This is a genomic window from Ramlibacter tataouinensis (assembly GCF_001580455.1).
Classification (GTDB): domain Bacteria; phylum Pseudomonadota; class Gammaproteobacteria; order Burkholderiales; family Burkholderiaceae_C; genus Ramlibacter; species Ramlibacter tataouinensis_B.
This window is the reverse complement of sequence record NZ_CP010951.1, coordinates 4,447,686-4,472,673: the sequence shown is the minus strand read 5'-3', so window position 1 is coordinate 4,472,673 and position 24,988 is coordinate 4,447,686. Positions and strand designations below refer to the sequence as shown.

Annotated in this window: 26 protein-coding genes and 1 tRNA gene; 8 read left to right on the top strand and 19 right to left on the bottom strand. The window is 66.1% G+C overall.

The window, feature by feature from the left end; translation table 11 throughout:
* Nucleotides 1-1,182 (bottom strand): acetyl-CoA C-acetyltransferase, encoded by a 1,182-nt coding sequence (locus UC35_RS20810; RefSeq protein ID WP_061503106.1) that lies wholly within the window; start codon nt 1,180-1,182, stop codon nt 1-3.
* A gap of 42 nt (nt 1,183-1,224) precedes the next feature.
* A complete protein-coding gene (locus UC35_RS20805) occupies nt 1,225-2,925 on the bottom strand; it encodes a PHA/PHB synthase family protein (protein ID WP_061503104.1) in 1,701 nt (566 codons plus the stop codon).
* A gap of 89 nt (nt 2,926-3,014) precedes the next feature.
* Between UC35_RS20805 and UC35_RS23350 the strand changes: the two genes are divergently transcribed.
* The gene (locus UC35_RS23350; protein WP_082793418.1) at nt 3,015-3,308 is read left to right on the top strand and encodes a hypothetical protein; all 294 of its coding nucleotides are present in this window, start codon (nt 3,015-3,017) and stop codon (nt 3,306-3,308) included.
* Here UC35_RS23350 and pgeF read toward each other — a convergent pair.
* Both pgeF and maiA read right to left on the bottom strand, forming a co-directional pair.
* Complete coding sequence (gene pgeF / locus UC35_RS20800; protein WP_061503102.1) at nt 3,237-4,007, bottom strand: peptidoglycan editing factor PgeF; 771 nt, start codon at nt 4,005-4,007, stop codon at nt 3,237-3,239. The two genes, UC35_RS23350 and pgeF, sit on opposite strands and share 72 nt — an antisense overlap.
* Before the next feature lie 38 nt (nt 4,008-4,045).
* On the bottom strand, nt 4,046-4,687 hold the full coding sequence (gene maiA, locus UC35_RS20795; RefSeq protein WP_061503100.1) for a maleylacetoacetate isomerase: 642 nt from the start codon (nt 4,685-4,687) through the stop codon (nt 4,046-4,048).
* A gap of 89 nt (nt 4,688-4,776) precedes the next feature.
* On the opposite strand from maiA, the gene UC35_RS20790 reads away from it, so the two are divergent.
* The 6 genes from UC35_RS20790 (at nt 4,777) to UC35_RS20765 (ending at nt 9,500) form a co-directional block, all read left to right on the top strand.
* Nucleotides 4,777-5,085: an antibiotic biosynthesis monooxygenase family protein gene (locus UC35_RS20790; RefSeq protein WP_061503098.1), complete on the top strand. Its 309-nt coding sequence runs from the start codon at nt 4,777-4,779 to the stop codon at nt 5,083-5,085.
* A gap of 113 nt (nt 5,086-5,198) precedes the next feature.
* Nucleotides 5,199-5,903 (top strand): fumarylacetoacetate hydrolase family protein, encoded by a 705-nt coding sequence (locus UC35_RS20785; protein WP_061503096.1) that lies wholly within the window; start codon nt 5,199-5,201, stop codon nt 5,901-5,903.
* 49 nt (nt 5,904-5,952) lie between these two features.
* On the top strand, nt 5,953-6,441 hold the full coding sequence (locus UC35_RS20780; RefSeq protein WP_061503094.1) for a TRAP transporter small permease: 489 nt from the start codon (nt 5,953-5,955) through the stop codon (nt 6,439-6,441).
* Nucleotides 6,438-7,757 (top strand): TRAP transporter large permease, encoded by a 1,320-nt coding sequence (locus UC35_RS20775; protein WP_061503092.1) that lies wholly within the window; start codon nt 6,438-6,440, stop codon nt 7,755-7,757. Before UC35_RS20780 ends, UC35_RS20775 begins: the two co-directional genes overlap by 4 nt.
* Nucleotides 7,758-7,831: 74 nt before the next feature.
* Entirely contained in the window at nt 7,832-8,887 is a 1,056-nt protein-coding gene (locus UC35_RS20770; RefSeq protein WP_061503089.1) for a TRAP transporter substrate-binding protein, read from the top strand.
* Nucleotides 8,888-8,951: 64 nt separating this feature from the next.
* Nucleotides 8,952-9,500, top strand: a complete 549-nt coding sequence (locus UC35_RS20765) for an NUDIX hydrolase (protein WP_061503976.1) — start codon at nt 8,952-8,954, stop codon at nt 9,498-9,500.
* A gap of 31 nt (nt 9,501-9,531) precedes the next feature.
* On the opposite strand, the gene UC35_RS20760 is transcribed toward UC35_RS20765, so the two are convergent.
* The 15 genes from UC35_RS20760 to UC35_RS20690 all read right to left on the bottom strand — a co-directional run bounded on the left by UC35_RS20760 (nt 9,532) and on the right by UC35_RS20690 (nt 24,000).
* A complete protein-coding gene (locus tag UC35_RS20760; protein WP_061503087.1) occupies nt 9,532-11,460 on the bottom strand; it encodes a serine/threonine-protein kinase in 1,929 nt (642 codons plus the stop codon).
* Between the two features lie 54 nt (nt 11,461-11,514).
* Nucleotides 11,515-12,579 carry a type VI secretion system-associated FHA domain protein gene (locus UC35_RS20755; protein WP_061503085.1) on the bottom strand — a complete coding sequence of 355 codons (1,065 nt, stop codon included), beginning with the start codon at nt 12,577-12,579 and terminating at the stop codon, nt 11,515-11,517.
* Nucleotides 12,580-12,594: 15 nt separating this feature from the next.
* The gene (locus UC35_RS20750; RefSeq protein ID WP_061503083.1) at nt 12,595-13,485 is read right to left on the bottom strand and encodes an adenylate/guanylate cyclase domain-containing protein; all 891 of its coding nucleotides are present in this window, start codon (nt 13,483-13,485) and stop codon (nt 12,595-12,597) included.
* A gap of 138 nt (nt 13,486-13,623) precedes the next feature.
* Nucleotides 13,624-13,700: transfer RNA gene (locus UC35_RS20745), tRNA-Pro, on the bottom strand.
* 54 nt (nt 13,701-13,754) lie between these two features.
* A complete protein-coding gene (locus tag UC35_RS20740; RefSeq protein WP_061503081.1) occupies nt 13,755-14,204 on the bottom strand; it encodes a MerR family transcriptional regulator in 450 nt (149 codons plus the stop codon).
* A gap of 104 nt (nt 14,205-14,308) precedes the next feature.
* Nucleotides 14,309-14,635, bottom strand: coding sequence for an integration host factor subunit alpha (locus UC35_RS20735; RefSeq protein ID WP_061503079.1), 327 nt, complete (start codon nt 14,633-14,635; stop codon nt 14,309-14,311).
* 41 nt (nt 14,636-14,676) lie between these two features.
* Nucleotides 14,677-17,094 (bottom strand): phenylalanine--tRNA ligase subunit beta, encoded by a 2,418-nt coding sequence (gene pheT, locus UC35_RS20730; protein ID WP_061503077.1) that lies wholly within the window; start codon nt 17,092-17,094, stop codon nt 14,677-14,679.
* 23 nt (nt 17,095-17,117) lie between these two features.
* Nucleotides 17,118-18,161 (bottom strand): phenylalanine--tRNA ligase subunit alpha, encoded by a 1,044-nt coding sequence (pheS, locus tag UC35_RS20725; protein ID WP_061503075.1) that lies wholly within the window; start codon nt 18,159-18,161, stop codon nt 17,118-17,120.
* A gap of 92 nt (nt 18,162-18,253) precedes the next feature.
* Entirely contained in the window at nt 18,254-18,613 is a 360-nt protein-coding gene (gene rplT, locus UC35_RS20720) for a 50S ribosomal protein L20 (protein ID WP_061503073.1), read from the bottom strand.
* A 22-nt stretch (nt 18,614-18,635) separates the two neighbouring features.
* On the bottom strand, nt 18,636-18,839 hold the full coding sequence (gene rpmI, locus UC35_RS20715) for a 50S ribosomal protein L35 (RefSeq protein ID WP_061503071.1): 204 nt from the start codon (nt 18,837-18,839) through the stop codon (nt 18,636-18,638).
* A gap of 134 nt (nt 18,840-18,973) precedes the next feature.
* On the bottom strand, nt 18,974-19,573 hold the full coding sequence (gene infC, locus UC35_RS20710; protein WP_082793417.1) for a translation initiation factor IF-3: 600 nt from the start codon (nt 19,571-19,573) through the stop codon (nt 18,974-18,976).
* A gap of 85 nt (nt 19,574-19,658) precedes the next feature.
* Entirely contained in the window at nt 19,659-21,566 is a 1,908-nt protein-coding gene (gene thrS / locus UC35_RS20705) for a threonine--tRNA ligase (RefSeq protein ID WP_061503066.1), read from the bottom strand.
* Between the two features lie 184 nt (nt 21,567-21,750).
* Nucleotides 21,751-21,945, bottom strand: coding sequence for a hypothetical protein (locus UC35_RS20700; protein WP_061503064.1), 195 nt, complete (start codon nt 21,943-21,945; stop codon nt 21,751-21,753).
* Nucleotides 21,946-22,045: 100 nt separating this feature from the next.
* Nucleotides 22,046-23,368 (bottom strand): isocitrate lyase, encoded by a 1,323-nt coding sequence (gene aceA, locus UC35_RS20695; protein WP_061503062.1) that lies wholly within the window; start codon nt 23,366-23,368, stop codon nt 22,046-22,048.
* Nucleotides 23,369-23,589: 221 nt separating this feature from the next.
* Nucleotides 23,590-24,000 (bottom strand): gamma-glutamylcyclotransferase, encoded by a 411-nt coding sequence (locus tag UC35_RS20690; RefSeq protein WP_061503060.1) that lies wholly within the window; start codon nt 23,998-24,000, stop codon nt 23,590-23,592.
* A gap of 32 nt (nt 24,001-24,032) precedes the next feature.
* Here UC35_RS20690 and UC35_RS20685 point away from each other — a divergent pair, with 32 nt between their 5' ends.
* Nucleotides 24,033-24,935 carry a DMT family transporter gene (locus UC35_RS20685; protein ID WP_061503058.1) on the top strand — a complete coding sequence of 301 codons (903 nt, stop codon included), beginning with the start codon at nt 24,033-24,035 and terminating at the stop codon, nt 24,933-24,935.
* Nucleotides 24,936-24,988: the final 53 nt, after the last annotated feature.

The following is a 24,988-nucleotide window of genomic DNA, read 5'->3' as shown; positions in this document are numbered from 1 at the left end:
TCAGAGGCCCTCGACGGCGAGGGAAACCCCCATGCCGCCGCCGATGCACAGCGCAGCGATACCCCGCTTGGCTTCGCGCCGCTTCATCTCATGCAAAAGCGTCACGAGAACACGGCAGCCCGACGCGCCGATGGGGTGCCCGATCGCGATCGCACCGCCGTTGACGTTGACCTTGGCGGGGTCGACGCCGAGTTCCTTGTTCACCGCGCACGCCTGGGCCGCGAACGCCTCGTTGAGCTCGAACAGGTTCACGTCGGCCGCGTTCCACCCGGTGCGCTGCAGCACCTTGCGCGTGGCCGGCACTGGACCCATGCCCATGGTCGCGGGATCCAGGCCCGAGGTGCCGAACGCGGCGATGCGCGCCAGCGGCTTGAGGCCGAGCTGAGCCGCCTTCTTCGCGCTCATCACCACCACGGCCGCCGCGCCATCGTTGATGCCCGATGCATTGCCCGCGGTCACCGTGCCGCTCTTGTCGAACGCCGGACGCAAGCCGGCCAGCGCTTCGGCGCCGGTCTTGCGGTTGATGAACTCGTCAGCGTCGAACAGCAGCGGGTCGCCCTTCTTTTGCGGGATGGCCACCGGCACGATCTCGTCCTTGAACTTGCCGGCGTCCTGCGCCGCGGCCGCCTTCTGCTGGCTGGCCAGGGCCAGCGCATCCTGCTGCTCGCGCGTGACGCCATGCTGCCTGGCGACGTTCTCCGCCGTCATGCCCATGTGGAACTGGTTGTACACGTCCCACAGGCCGTCGACGATCATCGAGTCGATCATCTTCCAGTCGCCCATGCGCTGGCCGTCGCGCGAATTCAGCAGCACGTGCGGCGCCGCACTCATGTTCTCCTGGCCGCCGGCCACCACGATCTCCGAGTCGCCCCAGGCGATCGCCTGCGCGGCCAGCATGACGGCCTTCAGGCCCGAGCCGCACACGGCGTTGATGGTCAGGCCGGGCACCTCCTTGGGCAGGCCGGCCTTGAGCAGCGCCTGGCGCGCCGGGTTCTGGCCGGCGCCCGCGGCCAGGACCTGGCCCATGATCACCTCGCCGACCTGCGCCGGATCGAGGCCGGCGCGGGCCAGCGCCTCCTTGACGACGATGGCACCGAGTTCGGTCGCGGGAATCTTCGCGAGCGCGCCGCCGAATTTGCCCACGGCGGTTCGGGTTGCGGAAACGATGACGATGTCTTCCATGGGTTGCTCCTTGAATAGGTGGCCGGCCTCGGTGAACGGGCGCTAGGCCTTGGCCTTGACGTAGCGGCCGGGCGCCGGCTCGATCGCCTTGTACTTGCTGCCCTTGCCGTAGTTCTTGGGCGCAGCGATCAGCTTGCCCGCGTGCGGTTTCAGCCAGGCGGACCAGTCGGTCCACCAGCTGCCGGGATGTTCCTTTGCGCCCTTGAGCCACTCTTCCTGGGTCTTGGGCAGCTTGTCGTTGGTCCAGTACGAGCGCTTGTTCTTCGATGGCGGATTGATCACGCCGGCGATGTGGCCGGAGGCGCCCATGACGAAGCGCTTCTTGCCGGGCAACACCTGCGTGGAGCCGTAGGCGCCACCGATCGGCACGATGTGGTCCTCGCGCGAACCGTAGATGTAGACGGGCAGGTCCACCTTGCGCAGGTCGACTTTCTTGCCTGCCACGGTGCAATGGCCAGGCTTGATCAGGTTGTTCTCGAAATAGGTGTTGCGCAGGTACCAGGCATACATCGGCCCGGGCAGGTTGGTGGAGTCGCTGTTCCAGTACAGCAGGTCGAAGGGCGGCGGTGTTTCGCCCTTCAGGTAGTTGCCCACCACATAGTTCCAGACCAGGTCGTTGGGTCGCAGGAAACTGAAAGTCGATGCCAGTTCCTGGCCCTTCAGCAGGCCGCTGCGGCCCATTTGCATTTCGCGGAACTTGACGTACGACTCGTCGATGAAAACGTCGAGCACGCCGGTCTGCGAGAAGTCCAGCAAGGACGTCAGCAGCGTCAGGGATGCCACCGGCTTCTCCCCGCGGGCCGCCAGCACGGCGAGCGCGGTGCCGAGAATGGTGCCGCCCACGCAGAAGCCGAGCGCGTTGATCTGCTTGGCGCCGGTGATCTCCTGCACGACGCGTATCGCCTCGATGGCGCCGCCGTCGACATAGTCGTCCCAGTTCTTGTCGGCGAGCGAATCGTCAGGATTGCGCCAGCTCATCATGAAGGTGCGATGGCCCTGCTCCACCATGTAGCGCACCACCGAGTTCTCAGGCTGCAGGTCGAGGATGTAGAACTTGTTGATGCAAGGCGGCACGAACAGGAAAGGCTTCTCGTGGACCTTGCCCGTCGACGGCTTGTATTCGATGAGCTGGAACAGCTCGTTCTCGAACACCACGGCGCCCTCGGTCATGGCCACGTTGTGCCCGACCTCGAACACGCTCTCGTCGGTCATGGACACATGGCCCTGCTGGATGTCCTTGAGCAGGTTCTGAATGCCGCGCGCGATGCTTTCGCCCTTGGTCTCGATGGCCCGCTTCTGCGCTTCGGCATTGAGGCACATGAAGTTGCTGGGCGCCGAAGCCGCCATCCATTGCTCCACCGCGAATCGCAGGCGGGCCTTGGTCTTCGCATCTGTTTCCGCGGCCTCCACCAGTCCGAGCAGGGCACGGGCATTGAGCAGGTAGATGGCGGCGGAAAAGCCGGCGACCGGATTGGCGGCCCAGGCCTCGGTGGCGAAACGCCTGTCGCCCGATGCGGCATGGCCATTCAGCCCGCCGTTCCACAACTGGGCCACCTCCTTGATATAGGCCTGCTGCAGGGCCTGGAGTTTCTCGGGCGAGAAAGTCAGATGCGGCACCTGCGGCAAGGCAGGCGTCGCGCCTTGGGCCAGGCCCCCGAACGACTGCATCGCCGAATGCCAGCTGTCGCTGAGGCTCTTCTGGAATTGCTGAGTGGCGTCGACCCACTCCGGTACAGAATTCATGCTTGTCTCCTGATCCCTTGATTTATCCGGGTAAACCCGGAGTATTGCACTGAGACTGTTGCAGTGCAACAAGCAAAGGCCCGCTCTCCATGTACCTCCTGATCATCGGCTGGTTGTATGTCGCGCTCATGATGGCAGTGGTGGAGGCCACAAGTGCTGTCGGCTCGGTGGTCGGCGCCTTCTTCACCTTTTTACTCTATGGCGTAGCTCCCGTGGCGCTCCTTTGGTATCTGCTGGTGGGCCGCTCGGGCCGGCCACGGAACGGCATCCAAGCGCCAGGGACGATGACCCAGCAGGGCCCGTCTCCCGATTCAGCCGTCGATGCAGATCGCGGCGGCCAGGCGCCCGCTGACCCGGTCGCGCCGGTGCGAAAAGAACCGTGAGGGATCGGCCACGGTGCACCAGGGCGTGCTCCCGTCATTGCCGAAGATGCGCGTGATGCCCTGGGCCTGAAGCCGCTGGCGTGCGAGGCCCTGCAGGTCGGCCAGCCACTTGCCTGCGCTCGCGGCCCTGAAGTGCGCCGCTGCGGCGCCATCGTGTTGCTCGAAGGCCGTCTTCACCTCTTCGCCAACCTCGAAGTTGGCGGGACCGATGCAAGGTCCCAGCCACACGAGCAGGTCCGCTGCCTGCGGCCCCTGAGGAGCCTGGGTCATCGCGCCCACGGCCGCTTCGATCACGCCGCCGGCAAGGCCGCGCCAGCCGGCATGGGCGGCCCCCACCGTGCGGCCGTCGCCGCTCGCGAACAGCAGCGGAAGGCAGTCGGCGACCATGATCGTGCAGGCCAAACCCGGCGTACTGGCGACACACGCGTCCGCCTCGATGCCGTCGAGCGTGCGCTCGTCGAGCAGGGCCACGCGCTGGCCGTGGACCTGGCGCATGAACACCGCGCGGGCGCCGAGCGCCTCCGACAGGCGCCTGCGGTTCTCGGTGACCGCCGCGGGATCATCGCCCACGTGATCGCCCAGGTTCAGGCTGCGGTACGGGCCGGCCGACACACCGCCCGCGCGCGTCGTACACAGCGCGCGCACGCCCGGCGCCGCCGGCCATTCGGGAACGATCGTGAGCAAGTCGGACAGTGACATCGACCGCAGTATGCGACGGACCGGCCCGCCACCCGCGGCTAGGCTTCGTTGTCCGGGCAGCTCGAGGGCTGCGCCTGCTGGAACGCCGGATGTTTCATGCAGGCCTCGTAGGCGGCCATGGTGCGCGTGAGCCCGTCGAACGAGGTGTTGAAGCGCATGCCGTTGAAGATCTGCGGCACCAGGCAGCAGTCCGCCAGTGTCGGCGTGTCGCCGAAGCTATAGGTCGAGGACGGCAGCTGCGCCAGCTCGCGTTCATATAGTTCCAACCCTTCGCGCACCCAGTGGCGATACCAGGCGTTCTTGCGTTCCTCGTCCAGCTTGAGTTCGCGGACCAGGTACTTGAGCACGCGCAGGTTGTTCAGCGGGTGGATCTCGCAGGCCACCAGCTGCGCCAGCGCCCTCACCTTGGCGCGGCCCACCGGATCGGCCGGCAGCAGGGGCGGCCGGGGGTGCGTTTCGTCCAGGTATTCCATGATCGCCAGCGACTGCCCCAGGTGCTCACCGCTGTCGTTGACCAGCGTGGGCACCAGGCCCGAGGGCGACACGGCGCCATAGCCGGGCTGCTTGTGCTCGCCCTTGACCAGGTGCACCGGCAGGTACTCGTAGGGCAGCCCCTTGAGTTCGAGGGCGATGCGCACCCTGAACGAGGCCGACGAGCGGAAGTAGTTGTACAGCTTCATGGCAAGGCGAGCATAAACCCGATGCGGCGCCGCGTGTGCCGGCGGCGGCCTCACGGTAGACTTGCCGCCGAGTCAACCACGAGGTCACCATGATTCTGGAGATCGCCGATATCCGCATTCTTGCCGGACAGCAGGCCGCTTTCGAGGAAGCCATCGAACGGGGCCTGAAGACCGTGGCCACGCAAGCCCAGGGCATGCGCGGCTACAAGGTCAACCGATGCGTCGAATCGCCCGAGCGCTACGTGCTGCAGATCTTCTGGGACACGCTGGAAGACCACACGGTCGCCTTTCGCCAGGGTCCCCTGTTTCCCCAATGGCGGGCCATCGTCGGACCGTTCTTCGCGAATCCGCCCCACGTCGAGCACTTCACGCTGGTCACCAAGAGCCCCGAAGCCTAGGAGGCCGGTGCCTGCCGCAGGTATGCTTGACCACTGAGCTTCACGAGCAGCGCCGCGCGACGGAGCAAGGCTTGATCTGACCCTCGGCGCCGCGCACCAACAGAAAGGCAGTCATGAGTTACGTCATCAACCCCGCGCCCGCGGCGACCGTCCCGGTCACCGGCACGTCGGAACGCTTCCCGGTGCACCGCATCTACTGCGTGGGCCGCAACTACGTGGAGCACGCCAAGGAGATGGGCTTCACCGGCCGCGAAGCGCCCTTCTTCTTCCTCAAGCCCGCCGACACCGCGCTGCCGGTGGCGCAGGGCGAGACCGGCACGATGGCCTACCCGAGCCTCACCAAAGACCTGCACCACGAGATCGAACTGGTGGTGGCGATCGGCACCGGCGGACGCAACATCAAGGCCGCGGATGCGCACAAGCACATCTACGGCTACGCCGTGGGCCTGGACATGACGCGCCGCGACCTGCAGGGCGAGATGAAGAAGCAGGGCCGCCCCTGGTGCATCGGCAAGGCCTTCGAGCAGTCCGCGCCCATCGGTGCGATCACGCCCGCCGCGCAGGCCGGCGATGTGACGCAGGCCGAGATCTGGCTCAAGGTGAATGGCCAGGACCGGCAACGCAGCACGGTCTCCAAGCTGATCTGGAACATCGGCGAAATCATCGAGCACGTCTCGACGGCGTGGGAGCTCGCGCCCGGCGACCTGATCTACACGGGCACGCCCGAAGGCGTGGCGGCGGTGACGGCGGGCGACACGCTGGAAGGCGGCGTGGCCGGCCTGGCCACCCTGTCGGTCAAAATCGCACCAGCGCGTTGACCTGCCAGTAGCCGGGGCTCGCCAACACCAACAATAACGAGGAGAACCGATGCGCATCCTGGAAGCATTGGCCAAGGCCTGCGCCATCCTGGCGGGCCTGCTGCTCACGGGCATCACCCTGATGACCTGTGGCAGTCTGATTGGCCGCAACACGACCGGCCAATCCATCGTCGGCGCCTTCGAGCTCACTGCGGTGGCGGCCGGGGCGGCGATCGCGCTGTTCATGCCGCTGTGCCAGGTGCGACGCGGCAACATCATCGTCGACTTCTTTACCGCCAGGGCGCGGCCGGCCACCACCGACAAGATGGACCGCCTGGGTGCGCTGGTGCTGGCCGCCATCTTCGCCCTGCTCGCCTGGCGCACCACGCTGGGGGGCCTGAACAGCTACTCGACGCATTCCGAGACCCAGATCATGGGCTTCCCCGAATGGATCGTGTACGCGGCCATGGTGCCGGCATTCGTGCTGGCCGGCCTGATCGCGCTGTACCAGTCGGTGGTCGGTTTCGGCCGCACCGAGGAAGCGGAGACCGCGATATGACCCCGATCACCCTCACTGCGTTGATCTTCGGGTCCATGCTGGTCCTGATGGCGATCCGGGTGCCGATTGCCGTCAGCATGTTCAGCGCCGGCACGATCGGCTACATCGCCCAGACCGGCTGGCTGCCCTTCGCCAACTTCCTCAACACCCAGGCATTCGCCCGCTTTGCCAGCTACGACTTGTCGGTGATCCCGCTGTTCATCCTGATGGGGCACTTCGCGACCAAGGGCGGCATCAGCAAGTCGCTGTTCGAATTCGCCGCCGCCGTCATGGGCCGCTTCAAGGGCGGGCTGTCCATGGCTTCGCTGCTGGCCTGTGCCGCCTTCGGTGCCATCAGCGGCTCCTCGGTCGCCACCGCCGCCACCATCACCAGCGTGGCATTGCCCGAGATGCGACGGCATGGCTATTCGGGCCGGCTGGCGACGGGAACGCTGGCCGCCGGCGGCACGCTGGGCATCCAGCTGCCGCCGTCCATCGTCCTGGTGATCTACGCGATCCTCACCGAGCAGAACATCAGCAAGCTGTTTGCCGCGGCGGTGTTGCCCGGCATCATCGCGATGGTCGGCTACATGGTCGCCGTGGCGATCTACGTGCGGCTGGCCCCGGGACATGCGCCGGCAGTAGCGGAAGCGCCGCCCCCCATGACCTGGCATGCAATCGCCGGGGTGCTGCCCATCCTGCTCATCTTCCTGCTGGTGTTCGGCGGCATCTATGGCGGTTTCTTCACGCCGACCGAGGGTGCGGCGGTGGGCGCAGCCACGACCTTCCTCACCGCGCTGCTCAAGCGCGAGATGACCATGGAAAAGCTGCGCGAGTGCTTCTACGGCACGGCGGTGAGCGCAGCCATGATCTTCCTGATCTTCCTCGGCGCCGATCTCATGAACTCGGCGCTGGCGCTGACCCAGGTGCCGAACCAGCTCGCCGCCGTGGTGGGCGGCTGGGGCATCTCGCCGGTGCTGGTGGTGGTGGCGATCCTGCTGTTCTACGTGCTGCTCGGGGCCGTGATGGACGAACTGTCCATGCTGCTGCTGACGATTCCGATCTTCTTTCCCATCATCATTGGCCTGGATTTCGGCATGCCCAAGGAGTCGGTGGCGATCTGGTTCGGGATCATGGTGCTCATGACCGTCGGTTTCGGGCTGATCGCCCCGCCGGTCGGGCTGAACGTCTACATCGTCAACGGGCTGTCCAAGGATGTTTCCATGGGCGAGACCTACCGGGGGGTGATGCCCTTCCTGGTCAGTGACGTGCTGCGCACCATGCTGTTCCTCTTCTTCCCGATCATCCCCTTGTGGCTGGTCGGCTTCATCAAATAGCCGGCTTAGGGGAAAGCCCCCGAGGCCGGCGGGCCTTTTTTGCGATTTACTTTTAGCTATCCAGGAGTCAGCCCATGATCCAACGTCGCACGCTTTTGAAATCCGGCGCCGCTGCAGCGGCGCTCGGCGGTTCCGCCTTGAGCGGCTTCGCCCAGCAGTCCGTCACGCTGAAATTCCACACCTTCATGCCGCCGCAGTCGCAGGTATGGCTGACCATGCACAAGGCGTGGATGGAGAAGGTGGAAAAGGATTCCGGCGGCCGCATCAAGTTCGAGGGCTACCCGGCCATGCAGCTGGGCGGCACCCCGGTGCAACTGTACGACCAGGCCAAGGACGGCGTGGTCGACATCGTCTGGACCCTGCCCGGCAACACCGCCGGCCGCTTCCCCCGCGTCGAGGTGTTCGAGCTGCCGTTCATGATGAACAACGCCGAGGCCACGTCCAAGGCCTATTGGGAATACGTGCAGACCGTCGCGCCTGAAGAATTCAAGGACACGCAGGTGCTCGCGCTGCACGTGCACGGCCCCGGCATGTTCCACACCAAGGACAGGCTGGTGAAGACCACCGACGATCTGCGCGGGCTGAAGCTGCGCGGCCCGACGCGCCAGATCACGAAGATGCTCGGCTACCTGGGCGCCACGCCGGTCGGCATGCCGCTGCCACAGATCCCGGATGCCCTGTCCAAGGGAACGATTGACGGCTGCGTGATCCCATGGGAAGTGGTGCCCTCGGTCAAGGTGCACGAGCTGACCAAGTTCCACAGCGAGTTCGATCCGGCGGGCGGCGCGCTCTACACCACCACCTTCGTGATGGCGATGAACCGCAACAAGTACAACTCGCTCGCCCCCGACCTGAAGAAGGTGATCGATGCCAATTCCGGCCTGGCCGCCTCGGCCTGGCTGGGCAAGGTCCAGCAAGGCAACGACGCGCAGGGGCGCAAGGCCGCGGTGGACCGCAAGAACACCATCCACACGATCTCCGCCGCCGACGCGCAGGAGTTCAAGCGCAAGGCGCGCCTGGTCGAAGTGGAGTGGGTGGAGGACATGGGCAAGCGCGGATTCGACGGCCGCAAGCTGCTCGACACCGCACGCGCCCTGATCGACAAGCACGGCAAGGCCACCAAGGCCTGAGGCGCTAAACTTCTCTTCAATCCCAGGCACAAGGGCTCCTTCGGGAGCCCTTGCCTTGTACCCCGTGTCTTTCCGCAGCCCCATCAAGCATTGCCGCAATTGCGGCGCCAGCGTCGTCTACCGGGTGCCCGATGACGGCGACACGCGCGAGCGTGCCGTCTGCCCGGCCTGCGACACCATCCACTACGAGAACCCGCTGAATGTGGTGGGCACCGTTCCCTACTGGGGCGACCGGGTGTTGCTCTGCAAGCGCAACATCGAGCCGCGCTGGGGCAAGTGGACGCTGCCGGCCGGATTCATGGAACTGGGCGAGACCGCGGCCGAGGGCGCGGCGCGCGAGACGCTGGAGGAAGCCGGCGCGCAGATCGAGATGGAAGGCTTGATCACCGTGCTGAGCGTCCCGCGCGTTAGCCAGGTCCACCTTTACTTCCTCGCCCGGTTGCTCAGCGACCGCTTCGACCCCGGACACGAGACCATCGAGGCGCGCCTGTTCACCGAAGACGAAATCCCCTGGGACGAGCTCGCGTTCAAGACGGTGAAGGAAACGCTGGAGCGCTTCTTCGAGGACCGCCGCAAGGGATCCTTCGGCGTCCACAACGTCGACATCACCTAGGCGCGCCAGGCGCCCGCAGGCGGCGCCCCCGCTACTGCGGGCTCTGGCGGACTTTGCTCTCCTCGCGCAGGCGCTTGTCCTCGCGCCAGCTCACGCACATAGGGTGGCTGCGTGCGGCGGGCTTTTCGCAGGCTTCTGCCAGGCAGAACTCGCGCGTCAGGAACATCTTGTCCTTGCAGGCGTCGACCGGGTTCGGGCCGGCCGGCGCCGGCGCGGGCGCTGCCGCAACGCGCGTTTCCGGGTGGGCCGCTGCCGGCGCCGGGGACGGCCGCGGGGCTTCCACGACCGGTGCCACGGCAGAGGCACCCTTGGCCTTGGCCGCCACCACCGCCCGGACGGGCGTGCTCGCCTTGGCTTGCGCTGCGGAGGCCGCGGGCGCGGCGATCACCGGCTTGAGGTCGCTCGCGGCAGCCGCCGCCGGCGAAGCCGATGGCGGCTCCGTGACGGCCACGGGCGCAGCGGCAGGTGCCCCCGCCTGCGCCTGCGAGTCCGGTCCCTTGCCCGTCGTCATGAACAGCACCAGGCCCGCCACCAGCAGCGCGCCCGCGCCCGCCAGGACGGCGATCGGCCGCTTCTTGGCGGTCGCAAGCGGCGCCGGCTTGGAGGCAGGGCCCCTTCGCGGCTCTTGCTGGTCCTGGATCGGCTCCTTTTGCTCCTCCGTCGCCAGCGAGGAAGCTTCGCGGGCCGGCTCCGCGAGCATCACCGGCGTGCCGGAGGCCTCGGGTTCGGGATGGCTCGCAGGTGCGGCCGTCGGATCGGGGGCACTGGACTGCGCCGCCGTGCCGGTTGACAGCAGCAGCGTTGCTTCCAGATCCTGCGCTCCGTTCGTGCCGCCCTGCGCCGCCGTCGTCCCGGTCAGGACCGTCTGGTCCGTCGAAGTGTTGCCGCCATTCAGCTTGCGCAGGCGCCGCCGCGCCAGGTCCGCATAGATGCCGGCGGGAAACTTCTCCAGGAAGGCTTCGAATTCCTCGGGGTCCGTGGAGTCCTTGATGTCCTTCCAGTAGACCAGTTCCACTTCCTGCGTGACCACGGAAGGCGTGGTCGCGACGGCGATCGACTGGCTCTTGGAGCCGGTGCCACCGGCGTCCGCCTTCTTGAAGGGATCGGCGGGGGGAACCACCGTCGCATCCTCGGCGCGGCGGATGGCCGACTGCAGGGCCGACGCGAAGTCACGCGCAGTGGCGAATCGCTGTTCGCGGTCCTTGGCCAGGGCGCGCGAGACCACCGCATCGATGGCCGCGGGCAGGCGCGGATTGATCGTGCTCGGCGGCGGCGGGTTGTGCCCGATGATCTGGTGGATGATGGAGAAATCGTTGTCGCCGTCGAAAGGTCGCTTGTCGGTGAGCAACTGGTAGAGCACGACGCCGACCGAAAACAGGTCGGCGCGCGAATCGATCTTCTGGCCCTGCACCTGCTCCGGGGCCATGTACTTCAGCGTGCCGATCATGCTGCCCTGCGTGCGCGTGGCCTCGCCCGAATCCTGGATGCGCGCGACGCCGAAATCGGTCAGCTTCACCCGCCCGCCGCCCTCGAGCAGCAGGTTGGCGGGCTTGATGTCCCGGTGCACGATGCCCTGCCTGTGCGCGTAGTCCAGCGCCGAGAGCAGGTCGCGGACCATCTTCAGCGCCTGCTCCAGCGAGTAGCGCACGCCCTGGTCCAGGTGGTGCTTCAGGTCGTCGCCCTGGATGTACTCCATGACCAGGAAGGCGATGTCGGCATCGCGGTCCGAGTCGTAGACGCTGACGATGTTGGGGTGCTGCAGGCGGGCAGCGGAACGCGCCTCGGTGCGAAAGCGCGCCTCGTACTCGGCGGCGGCCTCTTCGGACAGGCCGTCGACCTTGACGGTCTTGATGGCCACGCGCCGGTCGAGGTTGGGGTCCCGTCCTTCGTAGACGACGCCCATCGCGCCCTTGCCGAGGACGCGAACGAGCTCATAGCGGCCAAGCTTCTTCAGGCTCACGAGGCGTCCTGGTTAACGGGGAAAGCCAATTTTATCCTCTGCCTCATCAGTAAGTCAGCGCCGGCGCGGCGGTGTCTCGCGCCGCACACGCAGGCTTTCCCGAAGGTAGGCGTCGGTGAAGTGGCGATCGAGCTGGCGCTGCACCCAGAGGTCCATGTCGGCGCCCTGCTCTTCGTAGTACTTGCAAAACGCGTCCCAGGCGCGCGCGGATTCGAAGAGCCTGCCGCCCTCGCCCAGCAACCTGGCCTTCAACGCCGCGGGGGCGTGCTCCCGCAAGGTGCCGGCCACGGCGGCCCGGCTGGCCGCACCGCTGGCCGCGTTGTGGGCGATCAGGTCGCCGACCAGTTCGCGCACGGCCCGCTCCGGGGGGGCGTAGCCCGCCGCCGCCAGCCGCCCTCCGAACAGGTAGCGCAACTTGGTTTCGGCGGGCCAGTCGGTCTTGAGCGGATTGTCGTCGCGCGGTGCGAGCATGGTGCGATCTTCGGAACGCAGTTCCTGCTTGACGCCGGCCACCTCGCCGTGCAGGTCGAGGAGGCCCAACACCAGCACACGCACCAGGCGCCCCATGGCTTCGAGTTCGCCACGGGTCATCGCGCCGGGATCGACACCCAGCCCGCGGAAGAACGCAGACACTTCACCCGCTTCAAGCGATTCCGACTGCAGCGCGCCGCCGCCCGGTCCGCGTTGCCCGAAGGTCTCCTGGAACCCCCACTCGCCGAACGGGTCGTCTTCCGGCGGTGCCATCGCTTCGGGCACGGGCGCGACGCCCGAGCCATCGCGCTCGAACACGGCCCACGGGTCTTCTTCTGTTGCCGTGGGGGCGCCACTGACCTCATAGCTTCCGATCTTCAGGAACTGTCCCATCGGCAGCACGCCGCGCGCGCCGGGCGGCGCCTCCCCGAAGGGCATCTCGATGCCGTTGACCACTGACAGCACATGAAAATGCAGTTCGCCGTCTTCCACCCATAGGGCCAGGTGGCGCCGCGACACCGTGCGTTCAGGATCGGGCAGGGACACGTCGCATCCGGCATCGCGCCCGAGCACGAGTTCGGGGCCGCCCTCCGCGAGCCTGCGCACCACATCGAGATCGGGGCCGGCAATGCGGATGTCGAGCGGCATGGGCTGCAAGTCCGCTCAGCCCTTGACCGAAAACACGACGATGGGCGCCGCCTGCGCCTCGCGCTCGCAGCCCAGCGCGATCTGGCCCTGGCCGACGAGATAGCACTCGGTGCGCCGCAGCACGACCGGCGCGCTCTGGTTGCCCACATAGACCCAGGTGCCGAAACTCGAGGCATCGCTCAGCACGTACTGGCCCCCTCGCCATTCGACCGTGGCGTGCACGCGCGAGACCCGGCCGTCGTTGATCGACAGCGAGGCCGTGGCGGCGCGGCCCAGGGTGACCTTCTCGCCCTGGGGCGTCAGGCTCAGGGTCTGGCCGCTGGCCGACAGCTCCAGCACGCCCTGCCGCCCCGGCTTGAACATGGACACGCCCATGACGGTTGCATCCGCGTCCCGCTCGACCTGCCAGTCGACCCGGAACACTTCGGTGACTTCGTTCTTGCCGCGCAGGTACATCGGGCCGAGGCTTCGCATCTGGGCCTGCTGCGCGGGCGGCAGCGCGTCGCGCACCCGCCCGGTGGCGAGGATCTGATCGGCGCCGGCGAGATCGGCCAGGCGCGCCGCGCTGTTCACCGCGTCGCCGTAGCAGTCGCCGTCGATCTCGACGACTTCGCCCGACTCCACACCCATCTGCATCTGCACCGGGTTGCCGGTGCCGCCGGGATAGACCGGCTTTTCCTTCAGTCGCGACTGGATCGCGACGCAGGCTTCGATGGCATCCGATTCGCGGGGAAAGACGACGAACAATCCGTCGCCGAGCAGCTTGACCACGCGCCCCTGGTGCTGCTGGAAGGTCTTGGAAAGAGCGCCCGTGAGCTGGGTGACGAAGCGGCCGGCGGTTTCATCGCCCAGCCGTTCGAAAATGCCGGTGCTTCCGACAAGATCCGCAAAGACGACGGTTGCCAAGAGGGGTCCCCGGTTTATTGTTGGACTAGCCCGGGGGATTTTATGCGGCCTCGCCGTTCTGCGCTTACGGGTAGTTACACCGAAAACCGAAACGGGTTGCCTTCCTTTTCGAAAAGCAACCCGTTGGATGGATATGAATGGTCGGCGTGGCGGGATTCGAACTCGCGACCCCTTGCACCCCATGCAAGTGCGCTACCAGGCTGCGCTACACGCCGACAAGCTCAAAATTATAACCTGTCGCAACCGCCCTTCCGGCTGCCGCGAGTGTCTTATTGGCTGGCCGACAGCAAGTCGCGGATTTCGAAGAGCTCGCGCCGCACCAGCAGGATCTTCTGCTCGTACAGGTCGCGCTCTTCGGGCGGCAGCATGCTGTCTTCGAAATCGGCGATCGAGTCTTCGACGTCGATGTCCTCGACGCCCTCGAGCATCACTTCGCCTGCGCGGCGCTTGTCACGCTCGACCTGCACCAGTTCCTGCAGCTTGTTGCGCGCACCGCTGATGGTGAAACCCTGGTCGTAGAGGAGGTCACGGATGCGGCGGATCATCAGCACTTCATGGTGCTGGTAGTAGCGCCGGTTGCCCCGGCGCTTCATGGGCCGCAGCTGCGTGAACTCCTGCTCCCAGTACCGCAGCACATGTGGCTTGACGCCGCACAGCTCGCTAACCTCACCGATCGTGAAGTACCGCTTTGCCGGTATCGAGGGGAGCGCTTTCTCCATTGAAATCAATGTTGTAGGAGAGAAAGCTCCGAGGTTACTCTAGGTTACGTTCTCACGCAAAGCCCCGATGGTGCGGCGTTGCTTTTTTTCCAGCGCGCGGCCTGTCAACGCTCGGCGTCGCCGCCCTGGATCTGTTCCTTGAGTTTGTGGCTCGCATGGAAGGTCACCACGCGGCGCGCCTGGATCGGGATCGCTTCGCCGGTGCGCGGATTGCGCCCGGGCCGCGGCGCCTTGGTGCGGATCTGGAAGTTGCCGAAGCCCGAGATCTTCACGTCCTGGCCTTCGACCAGGCTGCCGCCGATCAGGTCGAAGAAGGCATCGATCATGTCCTTGGACTCGCGCTTGTTCAGGCCGATCTGCTCGAACAGCAGCTCCGCGAGCTGGGCCTTGGTGAGCGCGGGTGTTTCCAGGCTTTCGACGGCGAACTCCATGGTCTCCTCCTGCGTTGTCGTTACTGCCGGCGCGTTCATCTTCAGCCCCGCAGGCGTCCACCGACACGCCCTGCGACTTCGGCGACGACGGCGTTGACCGCCGCCTCGATCTGCTCGTCGGTGAGTGTGGCGTCGGCGCTGCCGAGCGTCAAGCGCACAGCCAGGCTTTTCTCGTCGGCAGCCAGGCCGGCCGCGGCCTGCTTGGGCTTGTAGACGTCGAACAGGAAGGCGTCGCGCAGCAGCCCGCCGGTGGCGGCGGCCTTCACCGCATCGAGCACCGCGTCGTGCGTGACGTTGTCGCGGACGATCAGCGCGATATCGCGCTGCGCCACCTGGAACTTCGGCACCGGCTCGAATACGGGCACCTGCCGCGCGGTGACGGCATCGAGCTCGAGTTCGAACAGCACCGGCGCCTGGGCGAACTCCCAGCGTTGGCGCCACTTCGGGTGGAGTTCGCCAATCACACCGACCTCGCGCCCCTCGAGCCAGACGGTGGCGCAGCGCCCCGGATGCATGGCGGGGTGGGCCGCGGCCTTGAAGCTCGCCTTGCGGGGCGCGAGCAATGCCTCGACATCGCCCTTCACGTCGTAGAAGTCGAGCCCCGCGCCCTTGCGCGCCCACTGCAGGCCATCGGGCTCGCCATAGGCCAGGCCGGCGACGCGCATCGGTTGATGGATGCCGCGCACCGTGCTGTCGGTGGTGGCCACCGCGGCATCGCGCAGGAACACGCGCCCGATCTCGAACACGCGAACGCGCTCGGCCTTGCGGTCGAGGTTGAACTTCAGGGCATGCAGCAGCGAGCCGACCAGCGTCGAGCGCATCACGCTCATCTGGCTGGCGATCGGGTTCAGCAGGCGGATCGGATCGGGATTGGCCGCAAGCTCGCGCTCCCAGCTTTCCTCCACGAAACTGAAATTGATGGTCTCGAAATAGCCCAGCGCGGCGAGGTGGCGGCGCACCGCGAAGCGGCTGCGCCGGGACTCCGGCGGCAGCTTGGCCGTCACCGGCGCGAGCGGCGGCGTATCCGGCAGCTTGTCGTAGCCGATGATCCGCGTGACCTCCTCGATCAGGTCTTCCTCGATCGCGATGTCGAAGCGGTACAGGGGCGGCGTCACCGTCACGGTCCCGTCGCCGGTGCTCGCCTGCAGACCCAGGCGGCCGAGGGCGTCGGCGCATTGCTGCTGCGTCAGCGGCATACCTATGACCTTGGCCGCGCGCGCGGCGCGCAACGTGACCGGCTTGCGCTCGGGCAGCTTGGCGACCTGGTCGTCCATGGGGCCGGCTTCACCACCGCAGACCTCGATGATCAGGCGCGTGATGTGCTCGATGTGCTCCACGGTCTGGCTGGGATCCACCCCGCGCTCGAAGCGGTGGCCCGCGTCCGTGGAGAAATTGAAGCGGCGCGAACGCCCCTGGATCGCCTCGGGCCACCAGAAGGCCGCTTCGACATAGACGTTGCGCGTCTCGTCGGACACCGCCGTGGCGTCGCCGCCCATGATGCCGGCCAGCGACTCCACCTCGCGGTCGTCGGCGATCACGCCAACCGCCTCGTCCACGGTGACGGTGTTCCCGTTCAGCAGCTTGAGCTGTTCGCCGGCCCGGCCCCAGCGCACGTCGAGCGCGCCATGGATCTTGTCGTAGTCGAAGATGTGCGAGGGCCGGCCGAACTCGAACATCACGTAGTTGGAGATGTCGACCAGGGCCGTCACGCTGCGCTGGCCGCAGCGCGCCAGCCGATCCACCATCCAGGCGGGCGTCTTGGCGCGGGTGTCGACATTGCGCACGATCCGGCCCGAGAAGCGCCCGCAGAGGTCGGGCGCGCTGACCTTCACCTTGAGCCTGGCATCGTGCTTCGGCTGCACGGGCTCGAACCGGGGCTGCTTCAGGGGCGCGCCCGTCAGCGCCGACAGTTCGCGCGCCACGCCGTACACGGACAGCGCGTGCGCCAGGTTGGGCGTCAGCTTCAGCGTGAAGATGTGATCGTCCAGCCGCAGCACCTCGCGCACATCGCGGCCGATCGGCGCGTCCGCGGCAAGCTCCAGCAGCCCGCCGTGGTCCTCGCTCAGCTTGAGCTCACGTGCCGAGCACAGCATGCCCTGGCTCTCGACGCCGCGCAGCTTGCCCAGCTTGATCTGGAACGCCTTGCCGTCATCGCCCGGGGGCAGTTCGGCGCCCACCAGCGCGCAGGGCACCTTGATGCCTACGCGGGCGTTGGGCGCGCCGCACACCACGTTGAGCAGGCTGCCCTGCCCCACGTCCACCTGGCAAACGCGCAGGCGGTCGGCATTCGGGTGCTGGACGGCTTCCTTGATCTCACCGACCACCACGCGGCTGAAAGGCGGCGCGACAGGACGCAGGTCTTCGACCTCGAGGCCGCCCATCGTGAGCGTGTCGGCGAGTTGTTGTGTGCTGAGCTGCGGATCGCAGAATTCGCGCAGCCAGGACTCGGGGAATTGCATCTTCTAAGCCTTCGCTTGTCGTGTCAGCGGAACTGGCGCAGGAAACGGATGTCGCCATCGAAGAACAGGCGCAGGTCGTTCACGCCATAGCGCAGCATGGTCAGGCGGTCCGGCCCCATGCCGAAGGCGAAGCCGATGTATTTCTCGGGATCCAGCCCCATGTTCCTCACCACGGACGGGTGCACCTGGCCCGAACCGGCGACCTCCAGCCAGCGGCCGGCCAGCGGGCCGCTCTGGAACTGGATGTCGATCTCGGCGCTGGGCTCGGTGAACGGGAAGAAGCTCGGGCGGAAGCGCAGCGCCAGGTCGTCGCTCTCGAAGAAGGTCCGGCAGAAATCGGTGAACACCACCTTCAGGTCCTTGAAGCTCACGTTCTCGCCCAGCCACAGGCCTTCACACTGGTGGAACATGGGCGAGTGCGTGGCGTCGCTGTCCACCCGGTACGTACGGCCGGGTGCAATGACGCGGATCTCCGGCATTTTCTTGCCGGCGTACTTCTTGATGTGGGCGTGTGCGTAGCGCACCTGCATCGGACTGGTGTGCGGCCGCAGGTTGTACGGGATGCCGTCGTCGCCCTTGATGTCCACGTAGAACGTGTCCTGCATGGAGCGCGCCGGGTGGTTGGGCGGGTTGTTCAGCGAAGTGAAGCTGTGCCAGTCGCTTTCCAGCTCGGGGCCGTCGGCCACGTCGAAGCCCATGCTGGCGAAGATCTGCTCGATGCGCTCCATCGTCAGGCTCACCGGGTGGAGGCCGCCCGGCTCGCGCATGCGGCCCGGCAGCGACACGTCCAGGGCTTCGGCGCGCAGCTGCACCTCGAGCTCGGCATCCGCCAGCGCGTGCCGGCGCTCCGTCAGGGCCGCCTCGATCGCCTGCTTGGCCAGGTTGATGGCCGCGCCGCGGGTCTTCTTCTCCTCGACCGCGAGCGCCCCCAGGCCCTTCATCAACTCGGTGATGCGGCCCGACTTGCCGAGGAACTGCGCCTTGGCGTTCTCGAGGTCGGCCGGCGTGGCCGCCTTGCCGAAGGCCTCGCGCGCGCCGGCGACGATGGATTCCAGATCGTTGGACATAGGCTTCGAAAAATGGAAAGGGGCCAGCTCTTGCAAGCCTGGCCCCTGTCCTGGTTGCACCGGACGCTGCCTCAAGGCAGCGCCATCGTGACTCAAGCAGCCAGCCTGGCCTTGACTTGCTCCACGATGCCGGCAAAAGCGGCTTTGTCGTGCACGGCGATGTCCGCCAGCACCTTGCGGTCGATCTCGATGCCGGCCTTGCGGATGCCGTTGGCGAACTGGCTGTAGGTCAGGCCGCACTCGCGGGCGGCAGCGTTGATACGCGCGATCCACAGCTGGCGGAACACGCGCTTCTTGTTGCGGCGGTCACGGTACGCGTACTGGCCCGCCTTCATCACCGCTTCCTTGGCGATGCGGAAGACGTTGCCGCGGCGACCGCGGAAGCCCTTGGCGAGGGCGAGAACCTTCTTGTGACGGGCGCGAGCCGTTACACCACGTTTGACGCGAGGCATGTGATTTCTCCTTGTCCGTGGTTTACAGGCCGGCGAACGGCAGCATTGCCGCCATGTGGCCCATGTTGGTCTCGTGCACGCCCACCGGCCCGCGCAGGTGGCGCTTGTTCTTGGTGGTCTTCTTGGTCAGGATGTGGCGCTTGAATGCCTGGCCGCGCTTGACGGTGCCGCCGGGACGCACGCGGAAGCGCTTCTTCGCGCTGCTCTTGGTCTTCATCTTGGGCATGTGAATGCTCCACTTTCTCTCAATTGTGCTCGTGAGGCGCCGCGGAATCCTCCGCGTCTTGATGGCCCCGAGCCACTTTTAGTCGGCGGGCCGTTTCCGACCCGCCCTTCAACGCCTCTTTCGAGGCCTTGACCTTACGCCGATGCCGCCTGCGGGGCTTCGGCCGGCGTCGCCTTGGGCGCCGCCACCTTCTTCTTGCCCGGCGCGATCATCATGATCATCTGCCGGCCTTCGAGCTTGGGGAACTGCTCCACGACGATCAGGTCGGCCAGCTCGTCGCGAATGCGGTTCAGAAGCGCCATTCCCAGCTCCTGGTGCGTGATCTCGCGGCCGCGGAAGCGCAGCGTGATCTTGCACTTGTCGCCTTCGGCCAGGAAGCGCCTGATGTTGCGCATCTTGATGTTGTAGTCACCGTCATCGGTGCCCGGCCGGAACTTGACTTCCTTGATCTCGATGACCGTCTGCTTCGCTTTCGCTTCGGCCGCCTTTTTCTGCTCCTGGTACTTGAACTTGCCGTAGTCCATCAGCCGGCAGACCGGCGGATTGGCGGTGGCCGCAATTTCGACCAGGTCCACGTCCAGCTCGCCGGCCATGCGCAGGGCTTCCTGCAGGCTGACGATGCCCAGCGGCTCGTTGTTGGGTCCGCTCAGGCGGACTTCCGGGGCCATGATCTCCCGGTTCAGGCGGTGCTTGCGCTCTTCGCGCTGGCGACGGTCACGAAAATCAGTAGCGATGGTCTATTCCTTCTCGAACAAGTGCTATTACAAACATAGCGAAACCGCCGCTGTACGCGCCGGCAAGAGCGTCATTCCTTGAAAATCAGCTTTTGTCCCGGATGTCTCGGGCGATGCGTTCGCAGAACGCATCGAGAGGCATCACGCCGAGGTCCTGATTGCCCCGGGCGCGCACCGCGACGGCACCAGCTGCCTTCTCCTTGTCGCCCACGACGAGGATGTAGGGCAGCTTTTGCATCGAATGCTCCCGTATTTTATACGTGATTTTCTCGTTGCGCAGATCAAGCTCTGCCCTAAGCCCTTGATTTTGCAGCGTTTTGACCACTTCCCGGGCGTAGTCGGCCTGTGAATCCGTGATATTGAGCACGGCGACCTGCACCGGCGCCAGCCACGCAGGCAAGGCGCCGGCGTGGTGCTCGATGAGCATGCCGATGAAACGCTCAAGACTTCCCACGATGGCCCGGTGGAGCATCACGGGGTGGGCGCGGCCGCTGGTCTCCGTCACGTACTCCGCGCCCAGGCGCTCGGCGGTGTTGAAATCGACCTGCATCGTGCCGCACTGCCACTGGCGCCCGATGGCGTCCTTGAGCGTGTACTCGATCTTGGGGCCGTAGAAGGCGCCGTCGCCGGGCGAAATCTCGAACTCCACCCCGGAGCGGCGCAGCGCTTCCATGACAGCGTGTTCGGCCTTGTCCCACAGCTGGTCCGAGCCGACGCGGTTCTCGGGCCGGGTCGCCACCTTGTAGAGGATGTTCGTGAAGCCGAAGTCCTTGTAGACCTCCTGCAGCTTGGACGTGTAGGCCACGCACTCGGCGAGGATCTGGTCCTCCGTGACGAAGGCATGCCCGTCGTCCTGCGTGAATCCGCGCACCCGCATGATCCCGTGCAGCGCGCCGGAAGGCTCGTTGCGGTGGCACTGGCCGAACTCGCCGTAACGCAGCGGCAGGTCGCGGTAGCTGCGAAGCTGCGACTTGAAGATCAGCACGTGGCCCGGGCAGTTCATCGGCTTGAGCGCGTAGTCGCGCTTCTCCGACTCGGTCGTGAACATGTTTTCACGGTAGTTCTGCCAGTGGCCGGTCTTCTCCCACAGGCTCCGGTCGAGGATCTGCGGGCCCTTCACCTCCTGGTAGCCGGTGTCGCGGTAGACCTGGCGCATGTACTGCTCCACCACCTGCCAGGTCGACCAGCCCTTGGGGTGCCAGAAGACCACGCCCGGTGCGACGTCGTCGATATGAAACAGGTCGAGCTCGCGGCCGAGCCTGCGGTGGTCGCGCTTTTCCGCCTCCTCCAGCATCGTGAGGTACTGCTGCAAGTCTTCCTTGCTGGCCCAGGCCGTGCCGTACACCCGCTGCAGCATCTCGTTGCGGTGATCGCCACGCCAGTAGGCGCCGGCCACCTTCATCAGCTTGAAATGCCTGAGCTTGCCGGTGCTCGGGACGTGCGGGCCGCGGCACAGGTCCTCGAAGCCGCCCTCGCGGTACAGCGAGACGTCCTCGTTGGAGGGGATGCTGGCGATGATCTCGGCCTTGTAGTTCTCGCCCAGGCCCTTGAAGTACTGCACCGCCTCGTCGCGCGGCAGCACCCGCCGGGTGACCGGTTCGTCCTTGGCCGCGAGTTCGGCCATCCGCTTTTCGATGGCGACCAGGTCCTCCGGCGTGAAGGGCCGCTTGTACGAGAAGTCGTAGTAGAAGCCGTTGTCGATCACCGGGCCGATGGTGACCTGCGCCTCGGGAAACAGCTCCTTCACGGCGTAGGCCAGCAGGTGGGCCGTGGAGTGGCGGATGACTTCCAGGCCTTCGGCGTCCTTGGCGGTGACGATGGCCAGGGGGCTGTCGTGCTCGATCCTGAAGGCGGTATCGACCACCTTGCCGTCGATCTTGCCGGCGATCGCCGCCTTGGCCAGGCCGGGGCCGATCGAGGCGGCCACCTCGGCGACCGTGACCGGGCCGGGGAACTCGCGCTTGGAACCATCAGGAAGAGTGACTTGGATCATTTTCGAAACTCGAAGGCATAAAAACAAAAAGCGCGGTCTGAAGCCGCGCTTTTGTCATGGGGCATGAGAACCCGTTCGGTACACGCGACCAGGCCGCTAGCGGCCAGCAAATCCCTCCGGGATAGTTCGCGGTGTCATAACCGATGTGCCTTTCTCGCCCTTGTGAATCAAAGAAGGCCCGATTCTACCCCGCCGCAACCAGGCCACGCCCCTGGCACTGCGGGCACTCGGTGATCACGGTCTGCTTCTCCACCTCGAAGTTCTCGTTGATGTTCTCGCTGTTGAAGCGCAACTCGCCGGTGCCCTCGCATTGCGGGCAGCGCTGCTGGCTGAGCTCGCGGGCGTCGAACACCCCGGTCCTGTCGTTCGCGTCGGTCATGGCCGCCCCCTCGTCATTTGTAACGGAGCCTGACTCTAGCGGTATCCCAAGCCAAAAAAAAGGGCTCCCGAAGGAGCCCCGATTCACACCCCAAACCGGGTCAGGCGTGCTTGCGGTCGAAGAACTGCTCGTCCTCGGTCGAGCCCTTGAGGGCGGCCGTCGAGGCGTTCGCCTCGATGGTCGTGGTCACGGCGTCGAAGTAACCGGTGCCCACTTCGCGCTGGTGCTTCACTGCGGTGAAGCCGCGGTCGGCGGCGGCGAACTCGGCCTGCTGCAGTTCGACGAATGCCGTCATGTTGTTGCGGGCATAGCCGTAGGCCAGGTTGAACATCGAGTAGTTCAGGCTGTGGAAGCCGGCCAGGGTGATGAACTGGAACTTGTAGCCCATCGCGCCCAGTTCCTTCTGGAACTTGGCGATCGTCACGTCGTCCAGGTTCTTCTTCCAGTTGAAGGACGGCGAGCAGTTGTAGGCCAGCAGCTTGCCGGGGAACTTGGCGTGGATAGCGTCGGCGAAAGCCTTGGCGAAGGCCAGGTCGGGCGTGCCGGTTTCGCACCAGATCAGGTCGGCGTACTCGGCATAGGCCAGGCCGCGGCTGATGGCCTGGTCCAGGCCCTTGTTGGTGCGGTAGAAGCCTTCCACGGTGCGCTCGCCGGTCAGGAAGGGCTTGTCGGTGTCGTCCACGTCGCTGGTCACCAGGTCGGCGGCTTCGGCGTCCGTGCGGGCCAGCAGGATGGTGGGCGTGCCCATCACGTCGGCGGCCAGGCGCGCGGCGATCAGCTTGGCGCAGGCCTCGCGGGTGGGCACCAGCACCTTGCCGCCCATGTGACCGCACTTCTTCACGGAGGCCAGCTGGTCCTCGAAGTGCACGCCGGCGGCGCCCGCTTCGATCATGGCCTTCATCAGTTCGAAGGCGTTCAGCACGCCGCCGAAGCCGGCCTCGGCGTCAGCCACGATGGGGGCGAAGTAGTCGATGTAGCCCTCGTCGCCGGGGCCCTTGCCTTCGCTCCACTGGATCTGGTCGGCGCGGGCGAAGGTGGCGTTGATCTTCTTGACGACCTTCGGCACCGAGTCCACCGAGTACAGGGACTGGTCGGGGTACATCTCGCCGTTGCTGTTGGCGTCACCGGCGACCTGCCAGCCCGACAGGTAGATGCCCTTGAGGCCGGCCTTGACCTGCTGCATGGCCTGGTTGCCGGTCAGCGCGCCCAGCGTGTTGACGAAGGGCTCGGTATTCAGCAGGTTCCACAGCTTGTCGGCACCGCGCTTGGCCAGCGTGTGATCGATCTGCAGCGAACCGCGCAGCTTGACGACATCGGCGGCGCTGTAGCCGCGCTTGATGCCCTTCCAGCGGGGGTTCTCGGCCCAGTCCTTTTCGAGTTGGGCGATCTGCTGTTCGCGGGTGAGGTGAGTCCAGGATGTCATGAGTTCACTTTCGAAGGTAGTTGCCGGATGGGTGGCCAGCAGTTCTTGGCCGTGAGTGAACTCTAAGTCTTCTACAAGACCTCATGCTCGTCTTGTGTCTTATACAAGACAACAATTTTTGCTTTTGAAAATCAATAACTTACTCACATATTTTCTCAATGCGGGAATCAGTTTCTCATATCGAGAAAAACTGACGCGACGCAGCATTCCCCTGTTTCACATCAAGAAATGTTTTTCTCGCCTGATGAAAAAAGGACCCAGTCGCCGTGTTCGATCCTGCGCTTGCCTGCGACCCGTGCCGGGTTGATCTCATAGACCAGGCATGCAATGGGCCGGCCGCCCACGTCGACCGGAAGCTCACGCTTGAAGTACTCGCTGTCCGGACCCGGAACGATCGCCTCGATCTCGTCGAGCACCGCCTCGAGTTGCGGGCTCACCTCGTAGACCTCGCCGACCACGGTGACCGGCTGCTCGCCGCCGAGGGCGAGCCCCGGATACCAGTCGAGGTGGTACAGGCACCCCTTGACCTCGCCCATCCCGACATAGCGCGGTGCGGGCGTCAGCCGGTTGATGTCGTTGCGGCCGCCGCGGCGCAGCGTGCCGTACACGAAGACATGTCGGGCTTCAGGCATGATCCCTCGCCAATGAAGAACCGCCATTTTGGATGAACCCGCGCAGCCGCCGTTTCCTGGCCTACGCCAGCCTGGCCACGAGCATGTCCCTGGTGGGCAGCTACGTTGCGCTGTCGAAGCCGCTGGTGGCGGCGATCCCCGTGTTCCTGCTCGCCTGGCTGCGTTTCGGCATCGGTGGCGCGGCCATGCTGCACTGGCTGCGCAAGCCGGCCAATGAACCGCCGATGACGCCGCAGACGCGGCGGCTCGTCTTCCTCGAGTCCTTCCTGGGCAACTTCCTGTTCTCGATCTTCATGCTGTTCGGCGTGAGCATGACCAGCGCGGTCTCGGCCGGCGTGATCATGGCCTCGATTCCCGCGGTGGTGGCGCTCATGAGCTGGGCCTTCCTGCGCGAGCGCGTGAGCGGGCGCGTCTGGGCCGCCGTGGGCTGCGCCGCCGGCGGCATCGCCCTGCTCGGACTGACCCGGCCCGAGGGCGCCGCAAATGCGCCGGACCGCTGGCTCGGGAATGCGCTGGTGTTCGGCGCGGTGCTGTGCGAAGCCGCCTACGCGGTGATCGGCAAGAAGCTCACCGGCGCGCTGGGGGCGCGGCGCATCACCTCGCTGATCAACCTCTGGGGCTTCGTGCTGATGACGCCACTGGGCCTGTACCAGGCGCTGCAGTTCGACTTCGCCCAGGTGCGGACCGGCACCTGGTCGCTGCTGGTCTTCTACTCCCTGGCGGCGAGCGTCTGGACGGTCTGGTTGTGGATGACCGGGCTGCGATGGGTGCCCGCCTCCCAGGGCGGCGTCTTCACGGTGATGCTGCCGGTCTCGGCTGCGCTCGTCGGGGTGCTCGTCCTGGGCGAGCCCCTGGGCGGCCTGCAGCTCGTCGCATTCGCCCTGGCGCTGGCCGGCGTGGTGCTCGCCACGGCGCCGGTTCGCACCGCCTATTGAGCCCTCGCCCCCCCGCCGAGCTCTTTGCGCTGCGGCAGGACGCTCACGCGCCG

Coding starts and splice junctions, on each gene's coding strand:
- UC35_RS20810 (WP_061503106.1), bottom strand. CDS start 1,182: ATGGAAGACATCGTCATCGTTTCCGCAACCCGAACCGCCGTGGGCAAA.
- UC35_RS20805 (WP_061503104.1), bottom strand. CDS start 2,925: ATGAATTCTGTACCGGAGTGGGTCGACGCCACTCAGCAATTCCAGAAG.
- UC35_RS23350 (WP_082793418.1), top strand. CDS start 3,015: ATGTACCTCCTGATCATCGGCTGGTTGTATGTCGCGCTCATGATGGCA.
- pgeF (WP_061503102.1), bottom strand. CDS start 4,007: ATGTCACTGTCCGACTTGCTCACGATCGTTCCCGAATGGCCGGCGGCG.
- maiA (WP_061503100.1), bottom strand. CDS start 4,687: ATGAAGCTGTACAACTACTTCCGCTCGTCGGCCTCGTTCAGGGTGCGC.
- UC35_RS20790 (WP_061503098.1), top strand. CDS start 4,777: ATGATTCTGGAGATCGCCGATATCCGCATTCTTGCCGGACAGCAGGCC.
- UC35_RS20785 (WP_061503096.1), top strand. CDS start 5,199: ATGAGTTACGTCATCAACCCCGCGCCCGCGGCGACCGTCCCGGTCACC.
- UC35_RS20780 (WP_061503094.1), top strand. CDS start 5,953: ATGCGCATCCTGGAAGCATTGGCCAAGGCCTGCGCCATCCTGGCGGGC.
- UC35_RS20775 (WP_061503092.1), top strand. CDS start 6,438: ATGACCCCGATCACCCTCACTGCGTTGATCTTCGGGTCCATGCTGGTC.
- UC35_RS20770 (WP_061503089.1), top strand. CDS start 7,832: ATGATCCAACGTCGCACGCTTTTGAAATCCGGCGCCGCTGCAGCGGCG.
- UC35_RS20755 (WP_061503085.1), bottom strand. CDS start 12,579: ATGCCGCTCGACATCCGCATTGCCGGCCCCGATCTCGATGTGGTGCGC.
- UC35_RS20740 (WP_061503081.1), bottom strand. CDS start 14,204: ATGGAGAAAGCGCTCCCCTCGATACCGGCAAAGCGGTACTTCACGATC.
- UC35_RS20735 (WP_061503079.1), bottom strand. CDS start 14,635: ATGGAGTTCGCCGTCGAAAGCCTGGAAACACCCGCGCTCACCAAGGCC.
- pheT (WP_061503077.1), bottom strand. CDS start 17,094: ATGCAATTCCCCGAGTCCTGGCTGCGCGAATTCTGCGATCCGCAGCTC.
- pheS (WP_061503075.1), bottom strand. CDS start 18,161: ATGTCCAACGATCTGGAATCCATCGTCGCCGGCGCGCGCGAGGCCTTC.
- rplT (WP_061503073.1), bottom strand. CDS start 18,613: ATGCCTCGCGTCAAACGTGGTGTAACGGCTCGCGCCCGTCACAAGAAG.
- rpmI (WP_061503071.1), bottom strand. CDS start 18,839: ATGCCCAAGATGAAGACCAAGAGCAGCGCGAAGAAGCGCTTCCGCGTG.
- thrS (WP_061503066.1), bottom strand. CDS start 21,566: ATGATCCAAGTCACTCTTCCTGATGGTTCCAAGCGCGAGTTCCCCGGC.
- UC35_RS20700 (WP_061503064.1), bottom strand. CDS start 21,945: ATGACCGACGCGAACGACAGGACCGGGGTGTTCGACGCCCGCGAGCTC.
- aceA (WP_061503062.1), bottom strand. CDS start 23,368: ATGACATCCTGGACTCACCTCACCCGCGAACAGCAGATCGCCCAACTC.
- UC35_RS20690 (WP_061503060.1), bottom strand. CDS start 24,000: ATGCCTGAAGCCCGACATGTCTTCGTGTACGGCACGCTGCGCCGCGGC.
- UC35_RS20685 (WP_061503058.1), top strand. CDS start 24,033: ATGAACCCGCGCAGCCGCCGTTTCCTGGCCTACGCCAGCCTGGCCACG.